Raw genomic sequence first — 26951 nt, forward strand, 5'->3', positions numbered from 1 at the left:
TGCGCGTGCAGCTCCCCTCCTGATTCAGGAGGAATATCTTTTGACAACTACACCACTACGCCGAACCTCCACCTGGCGCGTGGCAGACATCGTCGTCGCCTCGGTGATTGCCGTGGCTTCCGGGGTGGTTTTCTGGGGATGGAATGCCAGCTACGGCTTCGTGTCCCTGGCCTTCGTGGCCTTCCCCCCGGCTTCGGCCTTCGTCAGCGGCATGTGGCTCTTCCCGGCAGTGCTCGGAGCCCTGATCATCCGCAAGCCCGGTGCCGCGCTCTACTGCGAACTGTTGGCCGCAGTCATATCCGCATTGCTCGGATCCCAGTGGGGGATCGCGGTACTCATCTCCGGCCTGGTCCAGGGCCTGGGTGCCGAAGTCATCTTCGCCGCCCTGCGCTACCGGTTGTGGAACCTGCCTGCCGCCATGCTTGCCGGCACCTTCGCAGGGCTTTTCGGGGCCGTGACCGAGGCATACATCCTGGCCTACTTCGTTGAATACACCGCCGGGATGAAGATCTTCCACGTTGTGGCCATGAGCCTCTCGGGTCTGGTCATCGCCGGGATCCTCAGCTTCGTGGCCACCCGGGCGCTGGCCCGGACCGGGGCACTGTCCGCCCTGCCGAGCCGGCGGGCCAACCTGGAGCCGGTCTTCGGCACGGTGCGCCCATGAGAACCGCGCATACCGGGCACCGCAACGGCCTGGAAGGCGGAACCCGCGCGCTGGCGATCACGGCCGAGAATTTCAGTTGGCAGCATACCGACCGGGAGCAGGCGGCCTTCAGCCAGCTGAATTTCCGGATTCCGCCGGGGCAGAAGGTGCTGTTGCTGGGGCCATCCGGAGCCGGGAAGTCCACCCTGCTGCACGCCATGGCCGGGGTGCTGCACCATGATGAGACAACAACCAGCAGCGGCACGCTGAGTATTGGTGACCACAGCGCCTTTGCGCATACCGCGACCGTCGGCTTGATGCAGCAGGACCCGGAAACGCAGATTGTTCAAGCCAAGGTGGGCGACGATGTGGCCTTCGGTGCCGAGAACCTGGGGGTGGACCCGGCTCAGATCGCCGCGCGGATCACCCCGGCCCTGGCTGCGGTCGGACTATCCGACCTGTCGGCCGAGCACCCGACCCAACAACTCTCCGGAGGGCAGAAACAACGTCTGGCCCTGGCCGGGATCCTGGCCATGCGTCCGTCGGTGATGTTGCTGGATGAACCCACAGCCAATATCGATCCCGAGGGGGCCGGCCTGTTGCGCCAGGCGGTGCTGCAAGCGGCTTCCGACAGCGGTGCCACACTGGTGGTCGTGGAACACCGGGTGGAGCGTTGGCTTGATGCCATGGACCGGGTCCTGGTCCTGGCCCCCGGAGGGGGGATCAGCCACGACGTGGCACCGCGGGCACTGCGCGAGGATCTGCACCTGCGCAGCGAACTGGCCACGGCGGGGATCTGGATCCCCGACTACCTGCCGGCCACCTCCGCCTTCACACGCAACCCGGGTGCCACGCTGCTCACGGCCGACAGCTTGCAAGCCCGCCGTGCGTCCGCAGCCCGGGCGGGAGAAGCGGTGGACCTGGAGATCAAGGCCGGTAGCGCCACGGTGATCCGCGGGGCCAATGGGGCGGGCAAGACGACGCTGGCACTGACCCTGGGCGGACTACTTGAACCGGCCGCCGGTGTGTTGCACGCCAGCGACGTGTTGGCAGGGGACGCGGGAAGCACCCCGTTCCGTTGGAAGGCCGGCCAGCTGGTGGCCAGGATCGGCAGTGTGTTCCAGGAGCCGGAGCACCAGTTCGTGGCGCAGACCGTCGCCGAGGAACTGGCCTATGGTCCACGCCGGGCCCAGGCAGCCGATCCCGACGCCGGGTTCAGCCAGGAATTCATTGAGCAGCGTACCGGTGAACTGCTTGAACGGCTGGGATTGCTGCACCTGGCGCAGGCCAATCCCTACACCCTCTCCGGCGGCGAGAAGCGCCGGCTGTCGGTGGCCACCGTATTGGCCGCCCGCCCGGACGTGTTGATCCTGGATGAACCGACCTTCGGGCAGGATGCCAACACCTGGCGGGAAGTGGTCGAACTGCTGGGCGAAGTGCTGCTGGACGGGGCCGCGGTCATCGCGGTAACCCATGATGAGCATTTCGCCCGTGCACTGGGTGCGGAGCAAATCCACCTGGAAGCTGTCGCAGCCCCACCGGGGTCACCCCGGCAGGAGGGCCCGATCGCTGCGGCGGTTCCCGACAGCTGGTTGGCCCGACGCAATCCGCTGGCCAAGTTGGCAGCCATTATCGCCATCACCGTTCCGCTGATCGCCACGATCGATCCGGTTTCCGGCGCCGTGGTCATCGTGGCCACACTGCTGATGCTGCCCCTGGCCAACCTGGGGATCGGCCGGTTCCTGAAACGGGCCTGGCCGCTGGTGCTGGCCGGGGTGGTTGCCGCCTGGGGGATCGCGTTGGTGGGTGAGGATGCGGGGCGCACGCTGCTGACCCTCGGGGTGTTCACCATCACCGAGGGGTCGTTGGCCGGGGGATTCGCCACCGGTATGCGTGCCCTGGGCATGGCCATCCCGATGGTGCTGATCCTGAGCACCACCAGCCCCAGCGACCTGGGCTCGGCCCTGTCGCAGCAGCTGCGGGTGCCGCACCGGTTCGTGCTCGGCGCCCTGGCCGGTATGCGTTTGCTGGGCCTGTTGGCGGAGGAATTCACCACGTTGAAGTTGGCCCGACGGGCCCGTGGGGTGGGGAATTTCGGTTCACCGGTGCAACGATTGAAAGCCAATCTCGGCCAGGTGCTGGCCTTGCTGGTCCAGGCGATCCGGCGCGCCGGGCGACTGGCCACCACCATGGAAGCCAAGGGCTTCGGGGTGGGGCCACGCAGCTGGCTGCATACCCCGCACTTCGGATGGCGGGATGTGCTGGTGATCGGCGTGGGCCTGGCCGTGGCCACCATGGCGGCCATGATCGCGGTGTGGACCGGCCACTGGAACCTGGTCTGGAGCTGAGCCGGGGATTTGTTAACGGATAAGGGATCCGGCCTTGTGGGCCGGATCCCTTATCCGTTTCGTGACCGGCTAGATGATGTTCTCGGCCAGTTCGCTCAGCTCGTCATGCAGTTGGGCATCGAAGCGCAATGGCTTGGCATCCAGTGAATTCACCGGGGTGAGCAGCCGGATCGAGGAGACCAGCCACAGCACATCGGCCTGGTAGAGGTCCTCGGGCCGCAACGGGCCGTACCCCAGCTCCCAGCCGGCCTCCGCGGCAACGGCGAAGAGGGCCGCCTGGGTGGTGCCCGGCAGGATCCCGGTCTCCAGCAAGGGGGTAATCAGCCGTTTGGTGTCCCCATCGCGCTGGGCCATGAGCACAGTGGAGGTCGGGCCTTCCAGGATCGCCCCGTCCGAGGAAGTGAAGATGACATCGTGCGCCCCATGGGCGCGGGCATAACGCAAGGCGGCCATGTTCACCGCATAGGACAGGGTCTTGGCACCCATCAACAGCCACGGGGCGCGTTCGGCGATTTTCGAATCGTAGCCGCGATCCAGCAGCAGGACGTCAACACCCGAATTCCGCTGGGCCTGGCCCAATGTCGGGGCCGGGGTCACCGTCACCCAGCACAGGGCCGGGTCCGAATCCGCATCGCCGCGGGCCGCAACCAGTTTAACCACGGCCTCCTCGGCTCCACCGGTGGCATCGAAGTCGGCGATCGCGGTGTCGATCGCGGCACGCCAGCGGTTCTCGTCCGGAATCTCCAACTCACACAACACGGCCGAGGACTGCAGCCGGGCCAGATGCGCGTCGATCTTGCGCACGCTTTGCTGTTTGTAGAGCATCGATTCAAAGATCCCGTCCCCACGCGCGATGCCCTGGGCCGTAACGGGTAATTGAGGTGCGGTGATATCCGCCATTCGACCGGCCGGATAGGACGGGTCGAGGAAAACCAATGAGCTCATAGGCACTAGGTTATCGAATTTGCGACCGATCCCTGATACCGGGGCACAAAGTAGTCGGTGATCTGCCCGGGGATTGGGTAGGCTGTGGGTAGGGAAACCTTCGGTTGACTGCACCAAAGTCGTCATCGTCGGGCACCAGCGAACGACAGGAGGCGACTGCATGATCATTGGCGAGAACTTTTTGCGAGAGCTGGGACCGATCGTGTGGGCCAGCGCGGTGGCTCTGGATATCGTGGTCCGTGTCCTGATGGTGGGTATTGTCCCGGGCAACCGGCGCCCGACTACCGCGATGGCCTGGCTGCTGGCGATCTTCTTTATCCCGCTGGTCGGGCTGACACTGTACCTGCTCTTCGCCAACCCGCGGCTGTCCCGGCGGCGGCTGGAAAAGCAACGCCGCGCCAACGAGGCCATCCTGGAAGCCACCGCCCATATGGAATCCCCGGTGGAGTTCCACAGCGACGAGGAATGGATCGAATCGGCAGCGGTGCTGAACCGCACGCTGGGGGCGATGCCGCTGGAAGGCGGCAACCACGTCGAGGTGATTTCCGATTACCGGGCGTCATTGGATGCCATGCGCAAGGAAATCGACGCGGCACAGAAGTTCGTGCACATCCAGTTCTACATCATGGGCGATGACCCGGACTATGTGGGACCGGTCCTGGAATCCCTGGAAAACGCCTCCCGGCGCGGTGTGGTGGTCCGCCTGCTCTTCGACCACCTTGGTACCGCCCGGGTCAACGGGTACGGTGCGTTGAAGAAGCGCCTGGATGCCTCGGGGATCGAATGGAAACGGATGCTGCCGGTGGACCTCTTCCGTCGCCGGTGGCGCCGGCCGGACCTGCGCAACCACCGCAAGATCCTGGTCGTGGACGGGCAGGTGGCGTTCACCGGAAGCCAGAACCTGATCGAGCCGGGGTACAAGCGGGCCAGTGCGCACAAAGTCGGTCGCGAATGGGTGGAACTGATGATCCGGGTGCGCGGGCCGCTGGTGCGTTCGCTGGACGTGGTCTTTGCCACCGATTGGTGGCAGGAAGCCGAAACCGAGGATGTCCTGCAGGATCTGACCGATGCCCCGTATCCCATGCAGATCAGGGATGTGCCCGGTGACATCGTGGCCCAGGTGGTTCCCAGCGGGCCGGGGTACGAGGACGAGAACAACTTGCGGCTGTTCAATACGCTGATCTACTCGGCCTCCGAACGGTTGCAGATCACCAGCCCGTATTTTGTCCCCGACGACTCGCTGTTGTACGCGATCACCACCGCCGCACAGCGCGGTATCGAGGTGGACCTGTTCGTCTGCGAAACCGGGGACCAGTTCCTGGTGCACCATGCGCAACAGTCCTACTACCAGACCCTGCTGGAAGCCGGGGTGCGGATCTACCGTTACCCGGCGCCCATGGTGCTGCACGCCAAGTGCTTCACCGTGGATGACGAAGTGGCCGTGGTGGGCTCCTCGAATATGGACATGCGGTCCTTCAGCCTGAACATGGAGATCTCGGTGATGCTGTTGGGCCAGGACATTGTCGACCAGGTCAACCAGGTGCAGGCACACTACCGCAGCATTTCCCGGGAACTGACCCTGGCCCAATGGCAGAAGCGTCCCCGGTTGCAACGCTGGGTGGATAACGCCGCCCGGCTCACCGCGACCTTGCAGTAGGCGCCGGCATCCGGTTCAGGGCCGCGGCGTTTGCTGTTCCGTGCCCTGAGCACCATCCGGGGCCTGCTCCCAGGCCGTGACGGCTACGGCGCCCCCATGGACGATATCCAGTGCGGCCGGTGCCTGTTGCCGTACCGCCCCCGGGTAGGGCGCAACGAGCATGCTGCCCACGCTGGTGTCCCCGGCGGCCGCCATGGCATTCCATCCCAGGTAGGCCACGGCATGCCCGCCCGCGGCCAGATTGACCCCTCCCGGTCCCGAATCCCGGGTCATGAAGGAACCGCCATGGACCAGCAGCACCTCCATCGCGTTACCGGTGGTGTCGTTGAAGACGACGTCCGGATAGGCCTGCAGTTCACAGCTGGTCTGCGAGGTGTTTTCCAATCCGATCGCCAGCGCCCGGTGGCCGGTCGCCGCTTCGGTCTGCCCCCAGCTGATCTCGACCTGCTCGCCCGTGCACCAGTTCACCCCGGCCTCCACGGTGGCATCGGACACCTCGGGCCAGCCATAGGCCACGGGGCTCGGGACCGGCACCGGCTCCGGGGCGGTGGGTGGTGTCTGGGTTGCGGTGAGGCTGGCCTGCCGTGCCTGCACCACCGTGGTGACCAGCAGCAACGAGACGAGCACCGAGACGAGGAGCACCGGCGCCATGGCGTCCGGAGCCCGATGCTGTCCGGCGCGCCGGGCCGTGAGAAGCCGCAGACCCAGACCCGGTATCCAGCCCCAGATGAAGGCCCAGTAGGCCGCGGTGCCGAGCATGGGTTGCAGGTCCTGGACGATCCAAGCGAGCCTGGCCGGTGGCCAATCGGCGATGACCAGGCCCAACCCGGCCAGGCCGGTGGCGGCCAGGGCCGCCACCGCCACGCAGATCCAGCTGGCGGCGAATCCCGGCCCGGCCCCGGTACGTGAGTGCACTGCATGCAGCAGCATGACCGCGAGCACCCCCACCGCCACGGCGCATAGTACAGCGGATAGCACCGGCCAGGGTTGGGCCATGGTCTGCAGCCGATGGCCCCAGGGGGAGGGGACCAGCAGGTCAACGAACTGGGTCGGCAGTTGCGCCGTGCGGGTCAGCAGCACATGGCCCAGGGTGCAAACCATCCAGACGGCGGTTGCCAGGGCGCCGGTCAACCACAGGTCCCGGCCGGTTTTCCCGATGCTTTTCATGAGATGAAGTCTAGGTGGGAATCAGGCAGCTTCCGGCACGGCTAACGGTGCAACGGCACGGGGAAGGCCGAACCCAGGGCGCCAAGCACCCCCACCGACTTGGTACGCACCTCGTCCCACTCCTCCTGCGGATCGGAGTCGGCGGTGATCGCCCCACCCAATCCCAGACCCAGGCGCCAACGGCCGTCCGCCAGATGGTCGCAGACCAGGGTCCGGATCACCACCGCGAGGTCGGCACTGCCATCGGCCCCCAGATAGCCCACGGCCCCGGAGTACAGCCCGCGCGAGCGGCCCTCCTCCAGGTGATCGAGAATATTCATGGTGGATAGTTTCGGGGCACCGGTCATCGACCCCGGGGGGAAGGTCTCCCGCAGGGCGGCCGCGGCCAGTGAACGGTCGCGTAATTGCGCGTCAATGGTCGAGACCATCTGGTGCACGGTCGCGTAGGTCTCCACCGCGCACAACCGGGTGACCGCCAGAGAACCGGGCACCGCGTAATGCGAGAGGTCATTGCGCAGCAGATCCACGATCATGATGTTCTCGGCCCGGTCCTTGGGATGCGTGGCCAGGTCGTGGCGCAGCGCCAGGTCGGTTTGTTCGTCAATACCCCGCGGCCGGGTGCCCTTGATCGGTTCGGCGCGCAGCTTGCCGGTGGGCGAGATGCTGACAAAACGTTCGGGAGAGATGCTGGCCACCTCCAATTGCCCGAGCCGCAGGTAGTGGGCGAAGGGTGCAGGGGAGGAGACACGCAACCGGCAATAGGCCTCAAAGGGTGAAAAGTTGTCGACCACCGCCTGCAGTTCCGTGGTCAGGCACACCTCGTAGGTGTTGCCTTCCCTGATCTGCTCCTTGGCCGCACGAACCTTTTGCCGGTACCCGGCCGCCGAATCGGGGCAGCTGAACACCGGGGCTTCCAAGTGAGCCGGTTTCCGCCGGGTGCCCAGCAGCTGGCGCACCCGGTGCTCCGTGGATTCCAGCAGTGATGCCGGGGCCTTCAGCACCAGGGTCCGCTGTTGGTGGTCGATGACCAGCAGGGTATCGGGTTCGAAGAACCGGGCATCGGCCCGCACCGAACCGTCGGGCAGGTACGCGGCCAGGTCCCGGGCCCCGAGTTCCCGTTTGAGTTCGTACCCCAGGTAGCCGACCCATTGCGGCAACGGTGCAGGGTCCGCTGCTGGCGTCTCCTGCTGCTCCGTGGCCGGCCAGATCCCGCCGAGGGCGTCGAAGAACCCGGTGCCCAGGCGCAGGCTGCCCGCCCCGGAATCCAGCGTGGTCTGCTGGCCGATGGTGGTCAGCCGGGGTGAGGTGGACCGTTGGGCCAGGGCCAGTATGGTGTAGCGGTTTCGGCCCAGCGGATCTTCGAATCCGTGGCTGGTGGATTCGAGCAGCGCGGCATCACGGCATCCGGCCGAGAGCGCCTCGAAAAGCGAGGCAGCGCATTCGGGGGCCGGCAGCTGGACGGATTCGAGAACCCGATCGGTGCCCCCGCCCACGGGCAACCCCTGCCCGATAGCCGGGGGCAGGAACCGCGCCAGGCGCCGGAACTGTTCCAGCGGGCTGTCCGGGCTCTCGGCGTCCAGCAACAGGTCGGCCGCCTCACGGGGGTGCTCGGTGTCCAGGTACTCTTGCTCCTGCTCGGCCCAGAGCTGCCAGTGCGGGATAAAGGTGTCGCCATCGCGGCCCAGGGCGCGGGTCTTGCGCAGTTCGTCGTCGGCATCGAGCCAGATGCCCAAATCAATGTGGGGGCGCCCGGCGGCATGCAGGCTGCCCACGCCCTCGACGATGACGATCTCCCGTGGCGCCAGGCACCGTTGCCCGGTGCCCGGGGTGTTTGCGGCCCAATCCCAGGTGGTCCAGGTCGCCTGGTGTCCGGAGCGGAGGGTTTCCAGCAGCCCGGCCAGACGCCGACCGGTGGCGGCCAGCGACTGCCAGCCCCGGTAGAGGTCCTCGACATGCAAGAGCGCAACCCGCGAGGAACCCAGAATCTGGGCCAGGGCGTTGGCCAGCGACGTCTTACCTGCTCCGGACCGCCCGTCCAGGGCGATGATGAGTGGTTTAACGGTTTCCACGAGAGGCGATATTGCTCCGTACGTATTCAACGAGGGCGGGTAGGCAGGCACCGATCAGTTTCCAGGTTTCGCGGAAGTCCCCGGCATCCCCGTACCAGGGGTCGTAGATCCCCTGCTGTTCATGGGGTTTGGCGGCGCTCACCGGATCGAAGGAACGCAACATCCGCAGCTGGGGGCGCTTGTCCTGGTCGATTTGTGTCAGCTCCGGGATGAGGGCCTCGAAGTGATCGGTGTCCATGGCCAGCACCAGGTCCATGGTGGCCATTTCCCCGGCGGTGATCTGGGTGGCGACATGCTCCTCGCCGGACAGGCCGTGGGCCCGCAGCAGCGCTTCGGCCCGTTGGTCGATGGGATTTCCGCTCTCGCCGTCACCGACGGCGCGGGATATGACCTGGACATCGGTGATCCCGGCATCCTCCAGGGCGTTCTTGAGCATGAATTCGGCCATTGGCGAGCGGCAAATGTTTCCCGTGCACACGGTCATAATCCGGAACATGTCTTAAGTCTAGATTGAAACCTCGATCACATTCGAGGTCTACGCGCTGATCTGGGGCAACGAATCGGCAACGATTATCTGCCGGTGGCCGGCCTAGCGTGCCAGGAGCAGCAGGACGGCGACAAATATGAACAGGGTCCCGAAGGTGATGTTCTGGATCCGCGCTCCCCGGGCCGTGGCGGCAAAGCGATGGAAACTTCGTGCGGTGGCGGCAAAGAAGAAGAACATCACCAGGATATCCACCACGACGATCGTGCCGATGAACAGCAGGTACTGCGGCAGCTGCGGTTGGTCCGGTCGGACGAACTGCGGGGTCAGTGCCAGGAAGAAGACGATGGCCTTGGGGTTCAGCAGGTTCACCAGAACGCCCTGGCGAACCATGCGCCATCGGCCGTTGGTGCGCTGCGCGCTCAGTTCACCGGGTTCCGGCCGGGCGGTCAGCATCCGGATACCCAGGTACACCAGGTAGGCGGCACCGGCGTAGCGGATGACTTCGAAGGTGGTGGGCGAATTGGTGACCAGCAGCCCGACACCTGCGGCGACGATTGCCACGTGGACGAGCAGGGCGATCTGCTGGCCGATGATTCCCCAGATGGAGCCGCGCCAGCCCATCCGGATCGAGTTGCTCATGGTGTTGATCGCGCCGGCTCCGGGGGTGAAGCTGATGACCACGGAGGCGCCGAGCAGCGAAAGCCAAAGGGGAAGGGTCACCGCAACAGCCTAGTCCAGTCCTGACGGCGCCCGCGATTCGGCTAGTGCTTCTGTGACTCGTTTGCTTCACGTGCGGCATCCACCCCGGAAATGGCCTGGCTCATGAATTCGCCCAGGAACTCGATCTGCTCCGGGGTATACCGGGAAATGAGCTTGAGCATTTGTTCGCCCAGCGGCATGAACATGGCCCGTCCGTCGCTGCGTGCCCGATCGGTCAAGGTGATGCACACCACGCGCCGGTCCTTGTCCGTGCGCTGTCGTTGGATGTAGCCCAGCCGCTGAAGCCGGTCGAGCAGGGCCGTGGTGGCCGGGGCGCTGAGCTGCAATGCCCGGGACAGATCCCCCGGGGTCGGTGCCGAGCCTTCCCGCTCAAAGCCCAGGATGACGGCCAGCGCATTCATGTCGGTGCGATGTGTGCCATGCAGCGTACCGGTGGATTCCACGTAACGGTCCGAGGCCTGGGCGAAGCGCTGCAGCAGGTGGACCAGTTCAAGGGACGGGCTTGATTCCATAGCTGCAATCCTATTCGTCGGTGATATAGTTCGATGATGGAACTATTTTTACCGTTGGGTCATTCGGGCCGGAACCATTTCTGCCGCCGACCGGCCCCCACCAAGAAGGAACCCCGTGGCTGAACACAAGGCGAAGACATCCGGTAAACGCCCGGGGCAGGCGACGGTGCTGCGTGTGGTGCTGGCCTGCGTGCTGATCCTGGTCTGGGTTGCGGTGGCCGGCGTGGGCGGCCCGACGTTCGGCAAGCTCTCCGGGGTGCAGACCAACGACCAGGCCTCCTTCCTGCCGGCCACGGCCGAAGCCACCGAGGCGTTGGAATGGCAGGACAGGTTCCGTGATTCGGAGGCGATCCCGGCCGTGGTGCTGGTGACGTCGCCCGCCGGATTCGACCAGGCCGCTGCCACGGCACTGGCCGAGGATCTGGCGGTCTTCGAATACCTGGACGGGCAGGTGACCGGTCCCTTCCTGGCCCAGGACGAGCTGGCGGTGCAACTGCTGGTTCCGATCAGTGACGAGGTCAAGGCCGATGAAGGTGTCGAAGCCCTGCGCGCGTTGCTGCAGCAGGTGCTACCCGAGGGAGCTGCCGGCTATGTCACCGGTCCGGCCGGGTTCAGCGCCGATTTGATCGAGGCCTTCGGCGGGATCGACGGGATCCTGCTCTCGGTGGCCCTGGCCGCGGTGCTGCTGATCCTGCTGTTGGTCTACCGCTCGGCGCTGTTGCCCTTTACCGTGCTGCTCACCAGCGTGATGGCGCTGTGCGCCGCTATCGTCGTGGTCTACTACATGGCCGATGCCGGGTGGATCCGTTTGGACGGGCAGTCCCAGGGCATCCTTTCGATCCTGGTGATCGGCGCGGCCACCGATTATTCGCTGCTGTTGGTGGCCCGTCACAAGGAGGCGCTCGCCGAGGGGCAGGGTCGATGGCAAGCCGTGGCCACGGCATGGCGTGGTTCCTTTGAACCGATTCTTGCCTCCGGCGGCACGGTGACCGTGGGCCTGCTATGCCTGCTCTTCTCCGACCTGAACTCCAACAAGGCGCTGGGGCCGATCGCCGCCAGCGGGATCATCTTCTCGATCATTGCCGCACTGAGCTTCCTGCCTGCGGTGCTCGGACTGCTCGGCCGTGCCGCCTATTGGCCTTATGCCCCCAAACCGGAAACGCAGGCTGCGCATGCCACGGTGCGTGACGGGTTGTGGGGCAGGATCGCGAACTTCGTGGCCGGCCACAGCCGGATGGTCTGGATCCTGACCACGCTGGTGCTGGTGGCCGGGGCGCTGGGGATGACGCAGCTGAAGGCCACCGGGGTGCCGCAAAGCGAGCTGGTCACCGCCCCATCCGAGGCCCGGGACGGGCAGATTGCCCTGGGCGAGCATTTCCCCGGCGGCTCCGGCTCCCCGGCCGTGGCCGTCGTGCACGAGGAAGCCGCAGCCGACCTGCTACCGCAGGTCGAGGCGCTGCCCGGCGTGGACTCCGCCTACCTGCAGGCCGCGGACGGTGGACCGGCCATGGCCGAACGAGGAGCCGAGCCCCAGGTGGTCCAGGGCCGGTCGCTGATTTCCATCACCCTGGCCGATGCCGCGGATTCCGAGGGTGCCAAGGGCACCGTGAGCGAACTGCGGGAACTGGTCCATGCGCAGGACCCCGGGGGACTGGTCGGCGGAACCACCGCCACGCAAATCGATACCGCGGCCACGGCGATTGCGGACCTGTTCAAGATCATCCCGTTGATCCTGCTGGCGATCCTGGTGATCCTGATGCTGTTGCTGCGTTCGATCCTCGCCCCGGTGCTGCTGGTGGCGACCACCGTCCTGTCCTACGGCACCGCCATGGGTGTCAGCGCACTGGTCTTCAACCATCTCTTCGAATTCCCCGGGGCAGACCCTGCGGTGCCGCTGTTCGGGTTCGTGTTCCTGGTGGCACTGGGGGTGGACTACAACATCTTCCTGATGACCCGGGTGCGCGAGGAGGCCTTGAGGCACGGCACCATCCAGGGCGTAACACGCGGGCTGAAGGTCACCGGCGGGGTGATCACCTCGGCCGGGGTGGTGCTGGCCGCGACCTTTGCCGCGCTGGCCATCATCCCGATCATGTTCCTGGTCCAGCTGGGATTCATCGTGGCCTTCGGCGTGCTGCTCGACACCCTGATCGTCCGTTCGCTGCTGGTCCCGGCCCTGGTCCACGAGGTCGGGCGCACCGTGTGGTGGCCGAGCAAATTGGCTCGGGCCGGTCGCTGATCCCGGGCCGCAGGTGGCGCAAGTCTCCTGCCCCGGCGGGTTTATGGTGGCCTGTACCACCGGAAAACGGCCCGCGCGCTGATAGAATCATTAATGTGCAACCCCGGCTGGACGCGGATCACCCGCCGCCGCCCGGATGACTGCATGCGTCGACTGACAAAGATTTCCCTCAGGTCTCGGGGCTTTTGCGCCCGCGCGGCCACGCGTACATAATCCGAACCAGAACCTGGATCGGGCGCGGCTGCGGACTTTCTCCAGCTTTCGGCGACCCGGTGCGCCGAGAATCGGCGTACAAGCTCTTGAAGAGGAAGTTCGTCAATGACTAAAACTTTTAGCGCCCTTGGCGTGCCCGAAAAGCTGGTATCCGTCCTGAAGTCGCAGGGGATCAGCAGCCCCTTCCCGATCCAGGAAGCCACCCTTCCCTCCACCCTGTCCGGTGGGGACGTCCTGGGTCGCGGGCAGACCGGCTCGGGCAAGACCCTGGCCTTCTCCATCCCGGTGGTCACCCGCTTGGCCGCCAACCCGCAGCGCCGCAAGGCCAGGTTCCCCCGCGCATTGATCATGGCCCCCACCCGTGAATTGGCCACCCAGATCGCCAAGACCACCGAACCGCTCGCGGAAGCCGCCGGATTGCGCACCACCGTGATCTACGGTGGAGTCGCCCAAAGCCGCCAGGAAAAGGCCCTGAATGACGGCGTGGATATCGTCATCGCCTGCCCAGGCCGCCTCGATGACCTGATGAAGCAGAAGCTCGTTGACCTGTCCCTGGTCGAGGTCTCGGTGCTGGATGAGGCTGATCACATGGCCGATATGGGCTTCCTGCCGGTGGTGCGCCGGATCCTTGACCGCACCCCTTCCGGTATCCAGCACCTGCTGTTTTCCGCCACCCTGGACAACGGGGTGGACAAGGTGGTCAAGCGCTACCTGCATAATCCGACCGTGCACTCCGTCGATGCCCCGCAGGCTGCCGTGAACACCATGGAACACCACGTGTTCATCGTGGGTGCCGATGAGAAGAAGGAATTGGTGCGCACCCTGGCCAGCGGGACCGGCCGGCGCATCATGTTCATGCGCACCAAGCACCACGCCAAGAAGATGGCCCTGTGGCTGTCCAAATCCGGGATTCCGGCCGTGGACCTGCACGGCAACCTGAGCCAGAACGCCCGTGACCGCAACCTGGCCGCCTTCTCCGAAGGTTCGGCCAAGGTCCTGGTGGCCACCGACGTGGCAGCCCGCGGTGTGCACGTGGACGGGGTCGAGTTGGTGGTGCATGTCGATCCGCCGGCAGAGCACAAGGCCTACCTGCACCGTTCGGGACGGACTGCGCGTGCCGGTTCTGATGGCACCGTGGTCACCATCGTCACCCCCGACCAGCAGGGGGATGTCGCCCAACTGCTGAAGCAGGCCGGACTGAAGGTCCCCTTCGAGAAGGTCAACCGCGATTCCCCGGCCGTTGCCGAAGTGGTCGGCGAGATTGCCGAGCTGGTGACGTATGCCGCCCCGGTGAAGCAGCAGCCCAAGCGCACCTCCAGCCGCAGCACCACCGGCGAAGCCGGAGGATCCCGTGGTAGCCGTGGCGGACGCCAGGGCCGCGGCGGCAGGCCCGCAGCCGAGGGACAGCAGCGCGGCACCAGCGGCCGTCGCTCCGAGCGCGCAGCCCAGGGGAGCGCGGATCGTCCAGCCCGTGGTGGCCGCAGCGCCAATTCCGAACGTCCGGCCACCGGCAACCGGACGGCACGCTCCGGCTCGCGTGAGGGCGCGCCGGCATCGGCTTCGTCCAACTCGGGGCGTTCGCGCGGTCCACGTCGGGCGACCAGCCCGGCCACCCGTAGCCGGTAGGGCCGAACCGAATTACCAGACAGGGAATCCTTCGTCCCGGGCCAGTCGCCCGCGACGAAGGATTTTTTTTGTTCTCCGGCAACCCGAGGCCTACAGTGCTGGTCCGAAAGTTTAGCCCATGCGGATGAGCCGGTGATGACATGGCAAAACATAGAATTGATTCGAGATAATTCACGGAGAATCCAGTACCAGGAAGACGAGTCATGCTGACATCGCTACAGAACTTTGCCGAATCCTTCCCCGAACCCGTCCAATGGATCGCGATCGGGCTGCTGGCCGCGATCCCCTTCGTCGAGTCCTATGGCGGTGCGGTGATCGGCGTGATCCTGGGACTGCCCGCAGTGGTGGCCATCCTCGTTGCGGTGATCGGCAACGCCATATCGATGTTGCTCTTCGTCAACAGCGCCCATGCGGTGCGGGCCAGGGTGCGAAAGGGCCAGGAAGAGAAGAAGGCGCGCAAGTACGAGAAATTGCACAATGCCTTCGACAAGTACGGCATCGCCGGCGTGAGCCTGCTGGGGCAGACCATCCTGCCATCCCAAATCACCTCGGCGGCACTGGTGTCCTTTGGGGCGGGCAAGCAGAAGGTCATCTTCTGGCAGCTGATCTCGATTGTGCTCTGGGGTGTGCTCTTCGGCATCCTGGCCGGCCTGGGCATACCTGTCCTGCGTTCGCTGTAACCGATCGCTGCCCGGAGCAACGCACCCTGCGAAGGCATTCGCAGGGTGCGTTGTGCTGTTCGGTGGATTCCTAGTTCGCCGGTTTCCTGCGGCCGAAGGCGAAGTAGGCCAAGGGGCCGATGAAGTTCACGAAGCTTGCGGCCGCCCAGAGGCCCTTGGACCCCCGGATTTCATCCGGTGCCCGTCGGGACAGGTCACGCAGCGCCGCACCCAGCAACACCAGCTGCACTGCGGCGCCGCAGGCAATGCCGATCCGCTCCCGTCGCGACAGTTCGGAAAATTTTCGTTTCGTGTTCATCTTGCCCTCCCTGGCCCCCGGCCGAGCGGAAAAGTCCCTTGTCGAAGCCGGACTTAAAAGATATCCGGAACCCGGGAATTATTCACCCCCGGCACCCGTTGAACAAGACAGAACGCAAAGTTGAGTCACTATCACTCAGGTTTGATTTGACAGTGGAACACTCGAGAGTAAACTTGAGTGCGGAACGCTCAACTGGGGCATTTGTCCCGGCGTTAGGTAATTTTCACCAAGGCAAAGGAGAGCCATTATGTCGCGTGCCGTAGGTATCGACCTCGGAACCACCAACTCCGTCGTTTCCGTTCTGGAAGGCGGGGAGCCAACCGTTATCGCCAACGCGGAAGGCAATCGCACCACCCCGTCGATCGTCGCCTTCTCGAAGGGCGGCGAGGTCCTGGTTGGCGATATCGCCAAGCGCCAGGCCGTGAACAACATCGATCGCACCATCGCCTCGGTGAAGCGCCACATGGGCACCCACTGGGACGTCAACATCGACGACAAGAAGTACACCGCCCAGGAAATCTCGGCCCGTACCCTGATGAAGCTGAAGAACGACGCCGAATCGTACCTGGGTGAAAAGGTCACCGACGCGGTCATCACCGTGCCGGCCTACTTCAACGACGCCGAGCGCCAGGCCACCAAGGAAGCCGGTGAGATCGCAGGCCTGAACGTCCTGCGCATCGTCAACGAGCCGACCGCGGCCGCCCTGGCCTACGGACTGGAAAAGGGCAAGGAAGACGAACTCATCCTGGTCTTCGACCTCGGTGGCGGTACCTTCGACGTCTCCCTGCTGGAAGTGGGCAAGGACGAGGACGAATTCTCCACCATCCAGGTCCGCGCCACCGCCGGTGACAACCGCCTGGGCGGCGACGACTGGGACCAGCGCATCGTTGACTGGCTGCTGGCCCAGGCCAAGCAGAAGGGCGCCGACCTGTCCAAGGACAAGATCGCCCTGCAGCGCCTGAAGGAAGCCGCCGAACAGGCCAAGAAGGAACTGTCCAGCGCAACCTCCACCAACATCTCGCTGCAGTACCTCTCGGTCACCGCCGACGGCCCGGTGCACCTCGATGAGCACCTCTCGCGTGCCAAGTTCCAGGAACTAACCGCAGACCTGCTCGAGCGCACCAAGAAGCCTTTCCAGGACGTCATCCGCGAAGCCGGCGTGAAGGTCTCGGATATCGCCCACGTGATCCTGGTTGGCGGCTCCACCCGCATGCCTGCCGTGGCCGATCTGGTCAAGGAAATGGCAGGCAAGGAAGCGAACAAGGGCGTGAACCCGGATGAGGTTGTCGCCGTGGGCGCGGCGCTGCAGGCCGGCGTGCTCAAGGGCGAGCGCAAGGACGTGCTGCTCATCGACGTCACCCCGCTGTCCCTGGGTATCGAGACCAAGGGCGGGGTGATGACCAAGCTGATCGAGCGCAACACCGCGATCCCGACCAAGCGTTCGGAGACCTTCACCACGGCCGAGGACAACCAGCCATCGGTGTCCATCCAGGTCTTCCAGGGCGAACGCGAGTTCACCCGCGACAACCAGGCGCTGGGAACCTTCGAGCTGACCGGTATCGCCCCGGCCCCACGCGGCATCCCGCAGGTCGAGGTCACCTTCGACATCGACGCCAACGGCATCGTGCACGTCTCGGCGAAGGACAAGGGCACCGGCACCGAGCAGTCGATGACCATCACCGGCGGCACCTCGCTGTCCAAGGAGGACATCGAGCGCATGGTGCAGGAGGCCGAGGCCCACGCCGAAGAGGACAAGAAGCGCCGCGAGGCCGCCGAAACCCGCAACGCCGCCGAGCAGGCAGCCTACTCGGTGGACAAGCTGATCAAGGACAACGAGGACAAGCTGCCCGAAGAGGTCAAGACCGAGGTCCAGGCCGACGTTGATGCGCTGAAGGCCACCTTGGAGAAGCAGGACAACGACGACGAGGTCAAGGCCGCGTTCGAGAAGCTGCAGGCTTCGCAGACCAAACTGGGTGAGGCCATCTACGCCAACGCCCAGGCCGAGGCGGCCACCGAAGGCGAAGGCCAGAGCCCGGAACCTGAGGAAGACATCGTCGACGCCGAGGTCATCGACGAAGACGAAGCCGAGAAGAAGTAGGGAGTCAGGTAATCATGTCCGAGGCACAGGACCAGAACGCCAACTCCGGCCAGGAGCCGGAGAACCAGCAGGAGGCCGCCGACCAGCAGCCGAACGCCGACGCTTTGGGTCAGGCCGAGGCGATCCTGAACGAAGCCGGCGAGTCCGTCGAGACTGAGCAGGACGAGGTCGGTGAGGTGGTCACCGAACTGCGCAACGACCTGCTGCGCCTGCAGGCCGAGTACGTGAACTACCGCAAGCGCGTGGAACGCGACCGCGAGGTCGTGCGCGACAACGCGGTGCAGTCGGTGCTCTCCACCTTGCTGCCGGTGCTCGATGACATCGACGCGGCACGCAAGCACGGGGATCTGGCCGACGGGCCGTTCGCGGCCATCGCCAACAAGCTCGACGGTGTGCTCCAGTCCCACGGACTGGAACGCATCGACGAGCCAGGCGTGGAATTCGACCCCAACGTGCACGAGGCGCTGCTGCGCCAGGCCGTTGAGGGGATCGATGCCGAGCACGTCGGAGCGATCCTGCGCATTGGATACAAGAAGGGGGAGCGCATCCTGCGCGCCGCCCAAGTGATGGTATCCACCGGCGAGTAGTCGCCGAATAAAGTACACACCGACACTGCCCACTGCCGAGTTTCGACAGTGGGCAGTGTCGAATCGGCCGATGAAAGGTTGGACGCCTGATGGCAAGTCAGGATTGGATCGAAAAGGATTTCTACGCGATCCTCGGTGTCTCCAAGGACGCCAGCGACGCGGATATTAAAAAGGCCTACCGGAAATTGGCCCGCCAGTACCACCCGGACACCAACTCCGGTGATGAGAAGGCGGAACAGAGGTTCAAGGACATCTCCGAGGCCAACTCGGTGCTCTCCGACCCGGAGGAACGCAAACAGTACGATGCCATCCGCGCCATGGGGTCCGGCGCCCGGTTCACCTCCGGCGGCCAGGGTGGTGCCGGTGGCGCCGGCTTCGAGGACATCTTCTCCAACCTCTTCGGTGGTGGCCCCGGCCCCGGCCGCGGTAGCCAGGTACCCCCGGAATTCGCCGACCTGTTCGGTGGCAGCGGACCGGGCTTCGGCGGTGGCGGAGGTTTCGGCGGCTTCGGTCGCCAGGCCCCGCCGCAGAAGGGTGCCGACCGCACCGCGAGCACCTCGATCTCCTTCGCCGGGTCGATCAGCGGCACCACCATCGGGCTGCGCGAGCCCAATGGCGAGGTCATCGACGTGCGCATCCCGGCCGGGATCAAGGACGGGCAGTCGGTGCGCGTGCGCGGCAAGGGTCAGCCCGGTGCCGCCGGCAGCGGGGACCTGCTGGTCAAGGTCAAGGTAGCCGAGCACCCGTTCTTCAAGCGCGAGGAGAACAACATCCGGATCCACGTGCCGGTCAGCTTCGATGAGGCCGTTCTGGGCGCCCGGATCCAGGTCCCTACCCTGGACGGTGAGCAGGTCACCGTGAAGGTACCTGCCGGCTCCAATGCCGGCCGCACCCTGCGGTTGAAGGGGCGCGGGGTCAAGACCTCCAAGACCACCGGGGACCTGTTGATCGTCCTGGACGTGGTGGTGCCGCAGAACCTGAGTCCGGCGGCCAAGCAGGCCATCGAGGACTTCGCCGCGGCCACCGCAGGGGAAGACCCACGCACCGATCTGGCGGCCAAAGCGCGCCTGTAGCAACATGCCGGCCACCTGCCGATAGGGCAGGTGGCCGGCACTAAACTCGTATTGACGGGAATCGACCCAGGAAAGGTGGTTGGTGAACATGACCGGGGACTTCATCCGTCCGGTTTTTGTCATCTCGGTCGCCGCCCAGCTGGCGGATATGCACCCGCAGACACTGCGCCAATATGACCGCATGGGGTTGGTTTCCCCCAGCCGTCAGGCGGGGAAACAACGCAGGTATTCGCAGCGGGACGTCCAGCTCCTGCGTCAGGTGCAGCAGTTGAGTAAGGAAGGCGTATCGCTGGAGGGCATCCGCCGGATACTGCAATTGCAGGCCGAGGTCGACCGTCTTCGTGGAGAGGTCCAGCTCCTGTCCAGCGAGGTGCAGCAACTGCGCAACAACCAAACCCGGGTCTTCGCCGCCGGGACCACGGCCGGGGATGTGGTCAGCTTGGCCCGCGGCATGCGCCCGGTGCGCCGTGAAACGGCGTTCGGGATCTTCACCATGCAACGCGCGATCGGGCGCTAAACCGCCCGTCCGTGGCGTTCGAGCCGGGCCAGCAACTGGGTCCGCACCGCGGGCCATTCGTGGGGCAGGATCGAGAACACCACGGTGTCACGCAAGGTCCCGCTCACCGGATCAAACATGTGGTTGCGAAGCACCCCATCCTGTTTCGCTCCCAGCCGGGAGATGGCTTCGCGTGAGGCCTGGTTATGCCAATGGGTGCGGAATTCGACGGCGATGCATTCCAGCTCCTCGAACGCCCGGGTGAGCAGCAGGTACTTTGCCGCAGGGTTGATCCCGGTACCCTGGGCGGCAACGGCCAGGAACGTGGAACCGATCTCCAGGCGTCGGTTCACCGGATCGATATTCATGTAGGTGGTTGCCCCCACCGCACGCCCGGTGTCCTGGCTGATGATGGCGAAGGGTGCCATGGTCCCCGCGCCCTGCAGTCCCAGGCGACGCTCGATCTCGGCTTCCATGCCGGCTGCCGAGGGGGTCTTGGCGAACCACACCCGATCCAGCCGGTCCTTGTCCATCACCGCGCGCAGATCCGGGGCATGCGACAGGGAAAGCTGCTCAAGCCGGACGCCTCCGGCTTCCAGTGTCGGGCACGAAGAAAAATCCATACTTGTACATTACGTGTAGCACCGGTTAACGGGTGGCGGACACCCGGGAACCGATCCGGAATGCGGTGCGGCATTCCACGGGGATGGTTTGTGTGCCGACGAACTCCAGGTGTGCCGTACTGCGAACGTGCAGTTGCTGCTCTTGGAACCAGCCGGCGGATGGCCCGGGCAGAGGCCGAGAAACAGCCGTTCGTGGGCCCTGCGCCATCCTGGAGCGGGGCCCGCGCTGGGCCGATTGGGTACATCGGGCAGAAACCACTTGTTCCATGAGGCGACGGGGATCCGTGATGCGCTACCTGAGAGTCGGGTTATATGTCTTGGCAGGAATCGGGGTGTCGTTAGGCTACACGGCTGCGGTTGGCCTGCTTTCCGTGCAGGCGCTGGCTGCCCGCGCCGGGGCAGTCCTCGACCTGGACAACATCGTCGTCGGGGTGCAACCACCGAGCATTCCGTACTGGCAAATGTCCGCAATCGTAGGGGGAGCACTGCTGGCCGCCTACGCCGTGGCCTCTGCGCCGCGCCACCGCCCCGTGCCGGAGCGGATCGCGATCAGTAGCAGCTTCCTGGCCTGTACCGTTGCATTGCTGATCTACACCTTCGCCAATATCCAGGGTGGGGACTCCCTGCTCAGCGTTGCCGACGGCGCACTTCCGGGGTGGCAGGGCTGGCTGGTCAAGGCGAGCAACGATTCCTCACTCCACCTGATGCTCGTGATGAGCGCCCTATTGGTCGGGATCCAGCTGCTTCGAACCCGTCAGCATCGATCCAGCAGAAAGGGCGGGTGACGGGTTTCAGTTCGGATGCCTACCCAACGCCCGGATTCCCTTCGCTGCCTGCCGAAACCACGGCGCTGGAGCCGCTCCCGGTGGACCCGACCCTTACCCCAATGAATGGCCCCGGTTCGTGGCCGATTCCGGATGACGTGACAGGTCGTTCATCGGTGGTCTTGGAGCGCTCGGGTGCGCCCACGCTGGGCCGCGTGTTCGGGGAGCCCACCGACATCCACCCGGAGGAGCGCGAACACGCGCAATTTCCAAGACCACCCCACTTGGATCACGGAGTCACCGTCCGCACCTGGGGACCTGTGTGCCGTCCCCGTTGGCTCCGAACCGGAACTAGGCTATGCGGGTGTAGGCCAGGTCGAAGACAAGCCGCCCGGCCTTCAACGCCTTGCCCTCGAAACTGGTCAGGATCCGGCGATCGAAACGTGGCGCCCAGCCTCCGGTCTCATCCACGAAGTCCGGTTCCTTCTCATGGTTTTCCAGGCCACCGCGGCGCACTCGGGTCAGGTTGCTTTCCTCGCCGGCCAGATGCCCCGGGTACTGGTTCTCGAAGGACTCGTGCGATTCAAGCAATTCGCGCATCTGCTCGGCATAGTTCGACCAGTCGGTGGCCAACCGCAGCGTGCCGCCCGGTTTGAGGGCACGGGCCACCTTGTCCAGGAAGCCGGCCTTGATCAGGCGGCGCTTGTGGTGGCGGGTCTTATGCCACGGATCGGAGAAGAAGATCCAGATCTCATCGGCGCTGCCCTCTTCCAACATGACATCCAGCACCTCGGGGGCATTGGCCTGGATCGCGCGGACGTTCTCCAAACCGAAGGACTCGACCTTCAGCATCAGCTGGGCCAGGCCCGGGCGGTAGACCTCCACGGCCAGGTAGTTGCTGGCGGGGTCCTCCTTGGCGGCATTGGCGATGCATTCGCCAAGCCCTGTGCCGATTTCCACGATGAGCGGGGCCTGGCGCCCGAATGTCGAGTACAGATCAAGATGCTGGTCCTCGGCCACCGAGGTGTCGGCACGCTTGCGGTCCGGTTCGATGATGTAGCGATCCGCGTTGCGTTCCCACGCCTTGGCCCGCCGACCCTGCAGGCGGTTGCCGCGACGGACGAAAGATACCGGTTCGTTTCGGTACAGTTCCGGGTCGCGGTAATCGGGGTCGGTGGTTGGATCGGGGCTCACGCTACTGTCGCTCATGATGTTTTATCCTAGCCGAGCTTCGGGTGCGTTGCCGGGTCGGTCCGGGGTGAGAACCGTCGCTGTGAACGCGGGTGGACGGGGGAACTTTCAGGGTCTTCCCGGATGGTGTGATGTGCCCGGGATGCGCAAGGATGGGAACATGAATCTCTTGCGTGCGGTGCTCAACATTATTTGGCTGGTTTTCGGTGGGCTGTGGTTGGCCCTGGGCTACATCCTTGCCGGCATCATCTGCTGCATCCTGATCATCACGATTCCCTTCGGGATCGCCTCGTTCAGGATTGCCGGATATGCGCTTTGGCCATTCGGCCGCACCGTGGTTGACCGCGGTCCGGTGGGTGCCTTCTCCACGCTGGGCAATGTGATCTGGCTGGTGGTCGCCGGGATCTGGATCGCCATCGGACATGTGGTGACCGCTATCCCGATGTTCGTATCGATCGTGGGCATCCCGCTGGGGATCGCGAACCTGAAGATGATCCCGGTGTCGCTGATGCCGCTGGGCAAGGTGATTGTCCCCTCCGACTACTACATCGGCACCATGCGTAGCCGGTAGCCGGTAGCCGGTAGCCGGTGGACAACCGCATCGCGTGTACTTCCCAACGGGGTACACGCGATGCGGCGTTTAACGGGCCGGCAAATCCTGCGAAAAATTCTTGTGAAGTTCGGAATAGTTACCCCCAAATTGAAGTTGAGTTAAGTACACTCAAGTTTACAAGGTGTTTGATTCAGAGAGAGGACTCGCGTGGATACCAAACTCACGACCAAGAGCCAGGAAGCACTGTCTGCTGCCGGCATGAATGCCTCTACCGCAGGCAACCCGCAGATCGAACCGGCCCACCTGCTCAAAGCGCTGCTGGACCAACGTGATTCGGTGGCTGTCGCGCTGCTGAAGACCGCCGGCATCGATGTGGACGGGCTGTCGGTCAAGGCCAGCTCCGTCATCAAGAACCTGCCCACAGGCTCGGGCTCATCCGTGGCCCAGGCCCAGTTTTCCCGCCAGTTGCTCCAAACGGTGAATGCCGCCCAGGAGCTGGCCACCGAGTTGGGGGACAGCTACGTGTCCACCGAGCACCTGGCCATCGCCCTGGCCTCGGATGTGACCAAGGCCGGTGAGGCCATGCGTGAGGCCGGGGCGACCCGTGAGTTGCTGGCCGCCACCTTGCCCTCGATCCGGGGGGACCGCAAGGTGGATAGTCCCGACCCCGAGGGGACCTTCCAGTCGCTGGAGAAGTTCGGCACCGACATGACGGCGCTGGCCCGCGCCGGAAAACTGGACCCGGTGATCGGCCGGGACAAGGAAATCCGTCGCGTGGTACAGGTGCTCTCGCGCCGTACCAAGAACAACCCGGTGCTCATCGGCGAACCGGGCGTTGGCAAGACCGCCGTGGTCGAAGGACTGGCCCAGCGCATGGTGGCCGGGGATGTACCCGAATCCCTGCGCGGCAAGACGCTGATCTCGTTGGATCTGGGTGCCATGGTGGCCGGGGCCAAGTACCGCGGCGAGTTCGAGGAACGGCTGAAGGCCGTGCTGGAAGAGATCAAGGCCTCCGACGGACAGGTGGTCACCTTCATCGACGAGATCCACACCGTGGTCGGCGCCGGTGCCTCCGAAGGCGCGATGGATGCCGGCAATATGCTCAAGCCGATGCTGGCCCGTGGGGAACTGCGGCTGATCGGTGCAACGACGCTGGACGAGTACCGCGAGAACATCGAAAAGGACCCGGCCCTGGAACGCCGGTTCGCCCAGGTCTATGTGGGTGAGCCGAGTGTGGATGACACCATCGCGATCCTGCGCGGCCTGAAGGAACGCTACGAGGCGCACCACAAGGTGGCGATCGCCGACAGCGCGCTGGTGGCCGCCGCGGCGCTTTCCAACCGGTACATCTCCGGGCGTCAGCTGCCTGACAAGGCCATTGACCTGGTGGATGAGGCCGCCAGCCGGCTGCGTATGGAAATCGACTCGGCCCCCGAGGAAATCGATGAGCTGCGCCGCGATGTGGACCGGCTGACCATGGAGGAACTGGCCCTGTCCACCGAGACCGACCCCGCTTCGGTGGAACGGCTCGAGGCGCTGCGTAAGGACATGGCCGACAAGAGGGAGCAGCTCGACGCACTGAACTCGCGCTGGGAGGCCGAGAAGGCCGGTCTGAACCGGGTGGGTGACCTCAAGGCGCAATTGGACGACCTGCGCAGCCAGGCCGAGAAGTACCAGCGCGAAGGTGACCTGGAGAACGCCTCCCGGTTGCTGTACGGACAGATCCCGGGCCTGCAACAGGAACTGGAGGCCGCCGCCGCGGCCGAGGCCACTGAGGGGGAGCGCGAGTTGATGGTGGCCGAACAGGTGACCGCGGATGACATCGCCGAGGTGATCTCCGCCTGGACCGGGATCCCGGCCGGGCGGATGCTGCAGGGTGAAAGTCAGAAGCTGCTGGAGATGGAAAGCGTCATCGGCCAGCGGCTGATCGGCCAGGAGAAGGCCGTGGCCGCTGTTTCCGACGCGGTGCGCCGTTCCCGGGCCGGGATCGCCGATCCGGACCGTCCCACCGGGTCGTTCCTGTTCCTGGGTCCCACCGGCGTGGGCAAGACCGAGCTGGCCAAGTCCCTGGCGGACTTCCTGTTCGATGACCCACGCGCGATGGTGCGCATCGACATGTCCGAGTACTCGGAGAAGCATGCGGTCTCCCGTCTGGTCGGTGCCCCTCCGGGGTACGTGGGCTACGAGGAGGGCGGCCAGCTGACCGAGGCGGTACGCCGCCGCCCCTACTCGGTGATCCTGCTGGACGAGGTGGAAAAGGCCCACCCCGAGGTCTTCGACATCCTGTTGCAGGTGCTTGATGACGGGCGGCTCACCGACGGGCAGGGGCGCACCGTGGACTTCAGGAACACCATCCTGATCCTCACCTCGAACCTGGGCAGCCAGTTCCTGGTGGACCAGAACCTGGAACCCGCTGCGAAACACGACGCGGTGATGAACGTGGTCAATTCCTCGTTCAAGCCGGAGTTCCTGAACCGGCTGGATGAGGTGATCCTGTTTGATGCGCTGAGTGTGCAGCAACTGGCCCATATCGTTCAGCTGCAGATCGACTCGCTCTCCACCCGGCTGGCCGAACGCCGGCTGACCCTGGACGTGGATGACGCGGCCTGCGACTGGCTGGCCATCTCCGGCTACGATCCGGCCTACGGTGCCCGTCCGCTGCGCCGGTTGGTGCAGCGTGAGATCGGCGACCGGCTGGCCCGCGAGATCCTCGCCGGGACCATCCAGGACGGCAACACCGTCAAGGTGGGCCTGGACGTCGAGGGCAACCAGCTGACGGTTGCCCCGGCATAACCACGCAGGGGGTCGGTTAACAAGGGAAGGGGCCGCACCAGGTGGTGCGGCCCCTTCCCTGCGATATCAGCTTTCCTCGGGCGGTAGCAGCAACGAGCCACGGATATTCCCGTCGCTCAGCGAGAGGAAACAGGAAACCAGGCGGTCACCCTGGGACCAGGTGCCCTGGCTGGGCCGTGAGAAATGGTAGGTCCAGCTGGAGTCCAGTGGAGAGCTGGGATCCAACGAGATGGATTTGCACAGGTTTTCGGCCTCATTGAGCAAGGTATCGGCCCCGGGGAATTCCTCGCCTTCCAACTCGAAGGTGCCGATCAGCTGGGCATTGTGGGCCGACTCGCAGGTGACCACGGTCTGCGGATCCAGGGGAGAGGTGAAGCCGCGCAGGCATTCGCCCACTTCCAGGTGCTCCGGGGCCATCCCCTGGGCAATGACCCCGTCCAGCCCCGGGTTCGGATTGCGTTCAACCTCGGCACCCACCGGCCCCGGGGCTGGTGCGATGAAACGCAGGACGATGAACACCGCTGCCGCCGCCAAGGCCAGGAAGGCTATTGCAAGCAGAATCCACTGGCCGGTACGCCTCTTCTCCGGCTCCGGCTCGGGCTTCAACGGCGGCAAGGCCGCCTGCGGCGAGGGGAGATTGCTATCGGCCACCGATGTGAACTCCTTCACATGGATTTGGGTTGCGGGCAATTGTTCATAGGGCTTGCCGTCAGTCTAGCGGTTCGGGCACGTGTTGCGATGAGCGCTCGCCGTGGAATCGTGTTAACCTTGAATTACGAAAGAACTGATCACATATTCGGGGGCCTTCGCCGTTTAGCGGTGGACCACCTCCCGACTCTACTGAAAAGAGGGGGTCACGCCATGGGGCGCGGCCGTCAAAAGGCTAAAGCACAGCGTCAGGCGCGAGACATCAAGTACTACTCGCCCGCAACCGATCTGACCGCACTAGAGCGTGAACTCGGTGTACGCACCGAGCGATACACTCATGCACCTGAGCCAGTCGAATCGGCGTACGAAGAAGATTATTCGGAGTACGAAGATCTGGCCAAGAAATATTCCGATGACCCGGAGGGCGACGGTAAGCATTAGACCGTCGGGTTTCGGGTGGTGATGAACCCGGCATCTCTCCGTATCGGAAAAGTCTGACCCTTCAGTACACATCACAGGACAAG

The 26951-nt window shown here is 64.9% G+C and carries 24 protein-coding genes; 14 read left to right on the forward strand and 10 right to left on the reverse strand.

The genetic code is table 11. The features are described from left to right. Window positions 1-40 precede the first annotated feature (40 nt). Both OK351_RS00320 and OK351_RS00325 read left to right on the forward strand, forming a co-directional pair. A complete protein-coding gene (locus OK351_RS00320; RefSeq protein WP_265155330.1) occupies window positions 41-664 on the forward strand; it encodes an ECF transporter S component in 624 nt (207 codons plus the stop codon). Further along, window positions 661-2991, forward strand: a complete 2331-nt coding sequence (locus tag OK351_RS00325; protein ID WP_265155331.1) for an ATP-binding cassette domain-containing protein — start codon at window positions 661-663, stop codon at window positions 2989-2991. Before OK351_RS00320 ends, OK351_RS00325 begins: the two co-directional genes overlap by 4 nt. Window positions 2992-3060: 69 nt before the next feature. On the opposite strand, the gene OK351_RS00330 is transcribed toward OK351_RS00325, so the two are convergent. Then, window positions 3061-3936 carry an aminodeoxychorismate lyase gene (locus OK351_RS00330; RefSeq protein ID WP_265155332.1) on the reverse strand — a complete coding sequence of 292 codons (876 nt, stop codon included), beginning with the start codon at window positions 3934-3936 and terminating at the stop codon, window positions 3061-3063. Window positions 3937-4096: 160 nt separating this feature from the next. Between OK351_RS00330 and cls the strand changes: the two genes are divergently transcribed. After that, the gene (cls, locus tag OK351_RS00335; RefSeq protein WP_265155333.1) at window positions 4097-5593 is read left to right on the forward strand and encodes a cardiolipin synthase; all 1497 of its coding nucleotides are present in this window, start codon (window positions 4097-4099) and stop codon (window positions 5591-5593) included. A gap of 15 nt (window positions 5594-5608) precedes the next feature. Here the strand turns inward: cls and OK351_RS00340 are convergent, their stop codons facing one another. The 5 genes from OK351_RS00340 to OK351_RS00360 all read right to left on the reverse strand — a co-directional run bounded on the left by OK351_RS00340 (window position 5609) and on the right by OK351_RS00360 (window position 10548). Then, window positions 5609-6760 (reverse strand): DUF4232 domain-containing protein, encoded by a 1152-nt coding sequence (locus OK351_RS00340; RefSeq protein WP_265155335.1) that lies wholly within the window; start codon window positions 6758-6760, stop codon window positions 5609-5611. A 41-nt stretch (window positions 6761-6801) separates the two neighbouring features. Beyond that, window positions 6802-8829 carry a chorismate-binding protein gene (locus tag OK351_RS00345; protein WP_265155336.1) on the reverse strand — a complete coding sequence of 676 codons (2028 nt, stop codon included), beginning with the start codon at window positions 8827-8829 and terminating at the stop codon, window positions 6802-6804. Continuing rightward, window positions 8816-9325 (reverse strand): low molecular weight protein-tyrosine-phosphatase, encoded by a 510-nt coding sequence (locus OK351_RS00350; protein ID WP_265155337.1) that lies wholly within the window; start codon window positions 9323-9325, stop codon window positions 8816-8818. The genes OK351_RS00345 and OK351_RS00350 overlap by 14 nt, the downstream gene beginning before the upstream one ends. A gap of 93 nt (window positions 9326-9418) precedes the next feature. Next, window positions 9419-10036 carry a LysE family transporter gene (locus OK351_RS00355; protein ID WP_265155338.1) on the reverse strand — a complete coding sequence of 206 codons (618 nt, stop codon included), beginning with the start codon at window positions 10034-10036 and terminating at the stop codon, window positions 9419-9421. Between the two features lie 41 nt (window positions 10037-10077). Beyond that, complete coding sequence (locus tag OK351_RS00360; RefSeq protein ID WP_265155339.1) at window positions 10078-10548, reverse strand: MarR family winged helix-turn-helix transcriptional regulator; 471 nt, start codon at window positions 10546-10548, stop codon at window positions 10078-10080. A 115-nt stretch (window positions 10549-10663) separates the two neighbouring features. On the opposite strand from OK351_RS00360, the gene OK351_RS00365 reads away from it, so the two are divergent. The 3 genes from OK351_RS00365 to OK351_RS00375 all read left to right on the forward strand — a co-directional run bounded on the left by OK351_RS00365 (window position 10664) and on the right by OK351_RS00375 (window position 15303). After that, window positions 10664-12784, forward strand: coding sequence for an MMPL family transporter (locus OK351_RS00365; RefSeq protein ID WP_265155340.1), 2121 nt, complete (start codon window positions 10664-10666; stop codon window positions 12782-12784). Window positions 12785-13102: 318 nt separating this feature from the next. Then, window positions 13103-14623 carry a DEAD/DEAH box helicase gene (locus OK351_RS00370; protein ID WP_265155341.1) on the forward strand — a complete coding sequence of 507 codons (1521 nt, stop codon included), beginning with the start codon at window positions 13103-13105 and terminating at the stop codon, window positions 14621-14623. Between the two features lie 203 nt (window positions 14624-14826). Next, window positions 14827-15303, forward strand: a complete 477-nt coding sequence (locus OK351_RS00375) for a small multi-drug export protein (RefSeq protein ID WP_265155342.1) — start codon at window positions 14827-14829, stop codon at window positions 15301-15303. A 70-nt stretch (window positions 15304-15373) separates the two neighbouring features. Here the strand turns inward: OK351_RS00375 and OK351_RS00380 are convergent, their stop codons facing one another. Further along, window positions 15374-15601, reverse strand: a complete 228-nt coding sequence (locus OK351_RS00380; RefSeq protein WP_265155343.1) for a PLDc N-terminal domain-containing protein — start codon at window positions 15599-15601, stop codon at window positions 15374-15376. 247 nt (window positions 15602-15848) lie between these two features. Between OK351_RS00380 and dnaK the strand changes: the two genes are divergently transcribed. The 4 genes from dnaK to OK351_RS00400 all read left to right on the forward strand — a co-directional run bounded on the left by dnaK (window position 15849) and on the right by OK351_RS00400 (window position 19876). Further along, on the forward strand, window positions 15849-17699 hold the full coding sequence (gene dnaK / locus OK351_RS00385) for a molecular chaperone DnaK (protein ID WP_265155344.1): 1851 nt from the start codon (window positions 15849-15851) through the stop codon (window positions 17697-17699). 14 nt (window positions 17700-17713) lie between these two features. Then, window positions 17714-18286, forward strand: coding sequence for a nucleotide exchange factor GrpE (locus tag OK351_RS00390; protein WP_265155345.1), 573 nt, complete (start codon window positions 17714-17716; stop codon window positions 18284-18286). A gap of 89 nt (window positions 18287-18375) precedes the next feature. Continuing rightward, window positions 18376-19359, forward strand: coding sequence for a DnaJ C-terminal domain-containing protein (locus OK351_RS00395; protein ID WP_265155346.1), 984 nt, complete (start codon window positions 18376-18378; stop codon window positions 19357-19359). Window positions 19360-19447: 88 nt separating this feature from the next. Continuing rightward, a complete protein-coding gene (locus OK351_RS00400; protein ID WP_265155347.1) occupies window positions 19448-19876 on the forward strand; it encodes a heat shock protein transcriptional repressor HspR in 429 nt (142 codons plus the stop codon). On the opposite strand, the gene OK351_RS00405 is transcribed toward OK351_RS00400, so the two are convergent. Next, window positions 19873-20478 (reverse strand): GNAT family N-acetyltransferase, encoded by a 606-nt coding sequence (locus OK351_RS00405; protein ID WP_265155348.1) that lies wholly within the window; start codon window positions 20476-20478, stop codon window positions 19873-19875. The two genes, OK351_RS00400 and OK351_RS00405, sit on opposite strands and share 4 nt — an antisense overlap. A 332-nt stretch (window positions 20479-20810) precedes the next feature. Here OK351_RS00405 and OK351_RS00410 point away from each other — a divergent pair, with 332 nt between their 5' ends. Beyond that, window positions 20811-21263 carry a hypothetical protein gene (locus OK351_RS00410; RefSeq protein WP_265155349.1) on the forward strand — a complete coding sequence of 151 codons (453 nt, stop codon included), beginning with the start codon at window positions 20811-20813 and terminating at the stop codon, window positions 21261-21263. Between the two features lie 330 nt (window positions 21264-21593). Here the strand turns inward: OK351_RS00410 and trmB are convergent, their stop codons facing one another. Next, on the reverse strand, window positions 21594-22451 hold the full coding sequence (trmB, locus tag OK351_RS00415; RefSeq protein WP_265155351.1) for a tRNA (guanosine(46)-N7)-methyltransferase TrmB: 858 nt from the start codon (window positions 22449-22451) through the stop codon (window positions 21594-21596). A gap of 142 nt (window positions 22452-22593) precedes the next feature. On the opposite strand from trmB, the gene OK351_RS00420 reads away from it, so the two are divergent. Together OK351_RS00420 and clpB are read left to right on the forward strand one after the other, a co-directional pair. Then, on the forward strand, window positions 22594-23004 hold the full coding sequence (locus OK351_RS00420) for a YccF domain-containing protein (RefSeq protein WP_371931357.1): 411 nt from the start codon (window positions 22594-22596) through the stop codon (window positions 23002-23004). A 189-nt stretch (window positions 23005-23193) separates the two neighbouring features. Beyond that, window positions 23194-25779 (forward strand): ATP-dependent chaperone ClpB, encoded by a 2586-nt coding sequence (gene clpB, locus OK351_RS00425; protein WP_265155352.1) that lies wholly within the window; start codon window positions 23194-23196, stop codon window positions 25777-25779. Between the two features lie 66 nt (window positions 25780-25845). Here clpB and OK351_RS00430 read toward each other — a convergent pair whose 3' ends face one another. Next, a complete protein-coding gene (locus OK351_RS00430) occupies window positions 25846-26430 on the reverse strand; it encodes a septum formation family protein (RefSeq protein ID WP_265155353.1) in 585 nt (194 codons plus the stop codon). 210 nt (window positions 26431-26640) lie between these two features. Here OK351_RS00430 and OK351_RS00435 point away from each other — a divergent pair, with 210 nt between their 5' ends. Next, a complete protein-coding gene (locus OK351_RS00435) occupies window positions 26641-26868 on the forward strand; it encodes a DUF3073 domain-containing protein (RefSeq protein ID WP_265155354.1) in 228 nt (75 codons plus the stop codon). The last annotated feature ends 83 nt before the right edge of the window (window positions 26869-26951 follow it).

The organism is Glutamicibacter sp. MNS18 (assembly GCF_026107515.2).
Taxonomy (GTDB): Bacteria; Actinomycetota; Actinomycetes; order Actinomycetales; family Micrococcaceae; genus Glutamicibacter.